We start from the raw sequence: 5,944 nt of genomic DNA on the forward strand, positions 1-5,944 counted from the left end.
GCCGGAGGCGCCCGACATGCGCCCGTCGGTCACCAGCGCCACGCGCTGGCCGCGATCCTGCAGGATGCCGAGCACGGTGGTGAGCTTGTGCAGCTCCGGCATGCCGTTGGCCTTCGGTCCCTGGAAGCGGATCACGGCGACGAAGTCGCCGGTGAGCTGGCCGGCCTTGAAGGCGTCGTTCAGGCCTTGCTGGCTGTCGAACACTTTTGCCGGCGCCTCGATGACACGGCGCTCCGGTTTTACGGCGGAAGTCTTGATGACGGCATGGCCGAGATTGCCGCCAAGCACTTTCAGCCCGCCCGTCGGCTGGAAGGCTTTGTTGACCGGCGCCAGCACCTTCTCGTCGCCGCTCACGAGCGGCGCCGCTTCGCGCACCACGCTGCCGTCCTCGCCAAGCCTCGCCTCGACCGCGTAGGGCCGCAGGCCTTCGCCCCACACCGTCTGCACGTCCTCATGCAGCAGGCCTTCGTCGAGCAGCTCGCGGATCAGGAAGCCCAGGCCGCCGGCGGCATGGAAATGGTTCACGTCGGCAAGCCCGTTCGGATAGACGCGCGCCAAGAGCGGCACGGCTTCCGACAGGTCGGAAATGTCCTGCCAGGTCAGCGCGATGCCGGCAGCCGCGGCCATGGCGATCAGGTGGATCGTATGGTTGGTCGAGCCGCCGGTGGCGTGCAGACCGACCACGCCGTTGACGATCGAACGCTCGTCGATCATGCGCCCGACCGGCGTGTAGGCATTGCCGAGCGCCGTGATCGCCAGCGCCCGCTTGGCCGCTTCCCTGGTCAGCGCGTCGCGCAGCGGCGTGCCCGGATTGACGAAGGAGGCGCCGGGCGTGTGCAGGCCCATGATCTCCATCAGCATCTGGTTGGAATTGGCCGTGCCGTAGAAGGTGCAGGTGCCCGGCCCGTGATAGGACTTGGACTCGGCTTCCAGCAGCTCGGCGCGGCCGACCTTGCCTTCGGCATAGAGCTGGCGGACCTTGGCCTTCTCGTCATTCGCCAGGCCGGTCGTCATCGGTCCGGCGGGGATGAAGACAGCAGGCAGATGGCCGAAGGTGAGCGCCGCGATCACCAGCCCGGGCACGATCTTGTCGCAGACGCCGAGGAAGACGGCGGCGTCGAACATATTGTGCGACAGGCCGATCGCCGCCGCCATGGCGATGACGTCGCGCGAGAATAGGGACAATTCCATCCCGGGCTGGCCTTGGGTGACGCCGTCGCACATCGCCGGCACGCCGCCGGCCACCTGGGCGATGCCGCCCGCTTCCCGCGCGGCTTCCTTGATCAGCGCCGGGAAGGTCTCGAAGGGCTGATGCGCCGACAGCATGTCATTGTAGGAGGTGATGATGCCGAGGTTCGGCACGCGGTCGCCGCCGAGTGCGATCTTTTCCGATGGGCTGCATACGGCAAAACCGTGGGCGAGATTGCCGCAGCCCAGCACCGCCCGATTGGCGGTATTGCTTGACGCTCCGGCGATGCGGCTGAGATAGGCTTCTCGCCCGGCTTTTGAACGTTGGCGGATGCGTTCCGTGATGGCTTCGATATCGCGTCTGGCTGTCATGGTCCGTCCTTTCAAGCCCGGTAAGCGTCCTCCCCTGCCACCGGGCTGTCCTCATATGAAATCAGGGTGCCCAGAACACCTCTATCCGTCCCGGCGCCGCTTCGAGCACGCTGCGGATGGGCTTTTTCGCGCCTGGACCCATCGCGCCGTTGAACGCTGTGCGCTTGTCCTCGCCTTCGATATGCAGCGCGACGAAGCCGGCCGCGACGATGCGCGCCATCGACAGCGTCAGCCGCGGCTCGCCGCCGCTCGCCGCGTGCACCGGCAGCACGATGCGCTGGGACGCGGGGTCGAGCAACTCCTCGAGGTTGCCGGCATCCGGAAAGAACGAAGCCGTGTGGCCGTCGCCGCCCATGCCGAGGATCACCACGTCGAGCGGCCAGGGCAGCGACCGCAGCGCTTCGCTATCCGCCGCCGCGGCGTCCTCGATGCTTGCCGCCTCATGATAGAGCGGCACGAAGCGCGCCGCCGCGGCCTTGTTCTGCAGCAGGTTCGCCGCCACCAGCCCGGCATTCGATCGCGGCGAGGACGGCGGCACGAAGCGCTCGTCGACCAGCGTCACAATAACCTTGTCCCAGGCGATCGGGGTCGTCGACAGCGCGGCGAACAGCTTTGCCGGCGTGGTCCCGCCGGACACGGCGAGCAGCGCGGCGCCGCGTTCCGTGATTGCCCTGGTCAACCGGTCCGCGATCTCACCGGCAAGCGCCGTCGCGAGATACTGGCGATCGGCAAAGCCGTTCCAGCCGTAGCTGACCTCGCTCAATTGCTCTCGTGCCATGTCCGTCCGTCACGTTCGATAAGCGCGATCGAGGCCGACGGCCCCCAGGTTCCGGCCGTATAGCCCTGGGCTTCCTGCCTGGCGCTTTCCCAGGCGTTCTGGATCGGATCGATCCATTTCCAGGCCGCCTCGACCTCGTCGCGGCGCATGAACAGCGTCTGGTTGCCGCGCACCACATCCATGATCAGCCGCTCATAGGCGTCCGGCGCGCGTGTGTCGAAGGACTGAGCGAAGCTCATATCGAGCGAAATCTGGCGCAGGCGCATGCCGCCCGGGCCGGGATCCTTGATCATGATGTATTGTTTGACGCCCTCGTTCGGCTGCAGCCGGATCACCAGCTGGTTGGCGAAGATCGGTCCGGCGCTGTCGCCGAAGATCGAATAGGGGATCGGCTTGAACTCGATGACGATTTCCGAGACGCGGGTGGCGAGCCGTTTGCCGGTCCTCAGATAGAAGGGAACGCCGGCCCAGCGCCAGTTGCCGATCTCGGCCTTGATGGCGACGAAAGTCTCGGTGTTGCTATCCTTGCCGAGTTCCTCGACATAGCCCTTGACGGGACCGCCCGCCGAGGCGCCGGCGCGATACTGGCCGCGCACCGTATGCTTGGGCGCCCCGTTGCCGTTGATGCGCTTCAACGCCCGCAGCACCTTCAGCTTCTCGTCGCGCACCGCATCGGCGTCCATGGACGACGGCGTTTCCATGGCGACGAGGCAAAGCAGCTGCAGAATATGGTTCTGCACCATGTCGCGCAGCGCGCCGGCCTTGTCGTAATAGGTGACGCGGTCTTCGAGCCCGACGGTCTCGGCGACCGTGATCTGAACATGGTCGATATGCGCCGAATTCCACAGCGGCTCATAGAGCGCATTGGCAAAGCGCAGCGCCATCAGGTTCTGCACCGTTTCCTTGCCGAGATAGTGGTCGATGCGGAAGATCTGGCCTTCGTCGAAATCGCCGCCGACCGCGTCGTTGAGGGCGCGCGCCGAGCTGAGGTCGCGGCCGATCGGCTTTTCCAGCACGATGCGCGAATTCGGCGTGATCAGCTTGTGCTCCTTGAGCTTGTGCGAGATGTCGCCGAACAGCGCCGGTGCCACCGCAAGGTAGAAGGCGCGGATCCGGTCGCTGTCGCCGATCGCCTTCTTGAGCTCGCCGAAGCCGGCGCCTGTGGTCGCGTCAGCCGACACGTAGGAAAGCCGCGCCAAGAAAGTCTCAAGCTCCTTGGCATCGACATCCTCCGGTTTCACGTGCTCGGATATCGCCTTCTTGGCGAAGGTCCGGAATTCGGCATCGCTCATCTTCGCGCGCGACGTTCCGATGATGCGCGTCGGTTCGGAGAATTGATGGTCGCGCTGGCGATGGTAGAGCGACGGCAGGAGCTTGCGTTCCGACAAGTCGCCGGTGCCGCCGAAGATGATGAAGTCGAAGGGATCGACAGGAATGATCTGGCTGGTCATGGTCAGTCCGATTTGATGCCTGATGGCGGCAGCGTGGTTGGTATATTCTAATCGATTTAAATTTTCCAGTGCCATGGTGTCACAGGCAGGACCAATCGCTTGCACTTGCATCGGTCCACATGTTTCCCGACACTCGCGCGCTGCCGGCAGGCTTATCGGCAAGCCATGGCTTCCGGCAGCGTTCGCGCCTGCACCATAGAACGTGAATGTGACGAAAGCTAAGGGAGATGGCTGCGGAAATCCAATGAGCGGGAAAGCCATGCGTCTGGAAAACAAGGTCGCCATCATCACGGGTGCCGCGTCGGGCTTCGGCGAGGGCATGGCGAAACGCTTTGCCGAAGAGGGTGCGCGCGTGGTCGTCGCCGATCTCAACGCCAAGGGCGCGGAGCGGGTGGCCGACGAGATCGGCAAAGACGCGATCTGGACCCAGACCGACGTGTCCCTGCGCTCCGAATTCGACGAGATGATCTACGCTGCCAAGAGCGCGTTCGGCCGCATCGACATCATGGTCAACAATGCCGGCTTCACCCACCGCCACGGCGATATGCTGGGCGTCGACGAGGAAACCTTCGACCTGATCACCGCCGTCAACATGAAGGCGATCTACCATGCGGCGCTTGCCGTCGTGCCGATCATGGACCGGCAGGGGGGCGGCGTCATCCTGACCACGGCCTCGACCGCAGGGCTTCGGCCGCGGCCGGGGTTGACCTGGTACAATGCTTCCAAGGGCTGGGCGATCACGGCCACCAAATCGATGGCCGTCGAACTGGCGCCGAAGAACATTCGCGTCAACTGCCTTTGCCCGGTTGCCGGAGAGACCGGCATGCTGGAGAAATTCATGGGCGACGACACGCCGGAGATACGCGAGAAGTTCCGCGCCTCGATTCCGCTCGGCCGGCTCTCGACACCGCTCGACGTCGCCAATGCGGCACTGTGGCTGGCTTCGGACGAGGCCGCCTTCATCACCGGCGTGGCGCTGGAGGTCGATGGCGGCCGCTGTGTCTAAAGCATGTCTCCCGAAAATGGGAACCGGTTTCGGGATAAAGACATGCGTAAAACCAAAACCTAAAGCGCGGGGAGCGAGCCTGAAAGATCGCGACGCGCTTTAGTCGATGACGTGCGGCTTGAGTTTGACTTGACGATCCGGCGAAAGGCATAACGGCGCCTGGATGGGGCGGGTGCCATGAATGCCGGACTGCGGAGAATTCGCAAGGACCTGGGGCAACGCCTCAAGATCTACCGGGCGAGGCGTGCAAGGGCGCGGAGCAAGGCCACCTTCATCGGCGTAACCGGCAGCTCGGGAAAGTCGACCGCGGTGAGCCTGCTCGGGCACATTCTGGCCGGCCACGGGCGGACCTACACGCGGGTTCTGGCCAACACGATAAATTCACTCGTCAGCACACTCTACAGGCACATGAACAAGCATGGTGAGCTCGACTATGTCGTCTTCGAGGCGGGCGCCTCCGGCGTCGATACGATCAGGCCCATGGCACAGTTGCTCAAGCCGCATGTGGCTGTTGTCACGATGGTGCAGCTTGAGCATTTTTCCAGTTTCAGGGCCTTGGAGAACGTCGCTCGGGAAAAACGCGCTTTGGTCGAGGCGCTGGGGCCTGGCGGGCTGGCGGTACTGAACGCCGACGATCCCAATGTATTGGCCATGGCATCCGGCGGTGTGCATCGCCTCGTCACGTTCGGCGAGTCGGAAACGGCCGACTATCGCGTCGCCGATATCAGCGCCGCCTATCCGCGCACGCTCAGCTTCACGCTTCATTGGCGGGCCGGGGTGTTGAAGCTCAAGACGCCGTTTCCGGGAGAGCATTTCTGGCTGCCGACGGCTGCCGCGGCCGCGACCGCGCTCGAGCTTGGCGTACCAGCGCGAATGGTGGAGGACAGGATCGCGGCATTCGAGCCGTTGGCGAACCGCTGTCGCGTCCTGGTCGTCGATGGAGGACCGCATTTCGTCGTCGACACCGCCAAGGCTCCTTGGCATTCGCTACCGCTCGCCTTCGACATGATGGCAAGATCAACGGCTGGGCGAAAGCGGATCGTGCTTGGCCAGCTGTCGGACTTTGCCGGCTCGAATGCAAAATATGCGCGCGCCTATGAAAGTGCGCGCGAGATTGCCGACCAGGTGATCTATGTCGGGGAGCATGCC

Annotated in this window: 5 protein-coding genes; 2 read left to right on the plus strand and 3 right to left on the minus strand. The window is 64.4% G+C overall.

All coding sequences use genetic code 11. From position 1 onward, the window contains the following. From edd to zwf, 3 genes are all read right to left on the minus strand, one after another. Nucleotides 1-1,560, minus strand: a 1,560-nt coding sequence (gene edd / locus EOA28_RS22105) for a phosphogluconate dehydratase (RefSeq protein ID WP_128315262.1), incomplete at its 3' end; no start/stop codon positions are given. Between the two features lie 61 nt (nt 1,561-1,621). Beyond that, entirely contained in the window at nt 1,622-2,338 is a 717-nt protein-coding gene (gene pgl, locus EOA28_RS22110; RefSeq protein WP_127252604.1) for a 6-phosphogluconolactonase, read from the minus strand. Then, nucleotides 2,320-3,789, minus strand: coding sequence for a glucose-6-phosphate dehydrogenase (gene zwf, locus EOA28_RS22115; RefSeq protein ID WP_126079091.1), 1,470 nt, complete (start codon nt 3,787-3,789; stop codon nt 2,320-2,322). Before zwf ends, pgl begins: the two co-directional genes overlap by 19 nt. Nucleotides 3,790-4,048: 259 nt before the next feature. On the opposite strand from zwf, the gene EOA28_RS22120 reads away from it, so the two are divergent. After that, a complete protein-coding gene (locus tag EOA28_RS22120; protein WP_127253876.1) occupies nt 4,049-4,795 on the plus strand; it encodes an SDR family oxidoreductase in 747 nt (248 codons plus the stop codon). Between the two features lie 177 nt (nt 4,796-4,972). Then, nucleotides 4,973-5,944: Mur ligase family protein (locus tag EOA28_RS22125; protein WP_128315263.1), on the plus strand; the 972-nt coding region annotated here is incomplete at its 3' end.

Source organism: Mesorhizobium sp. M2A.F.Ca.ET.067.02.1.1 (assembly GCF_004023285.1).
Classification (GTDB): domain Bacteria; phylum Pseudomonadota; class Alphaproteobacteria; order Rhizobiales; family Rhizobiaceae; genus Mesorhizobium.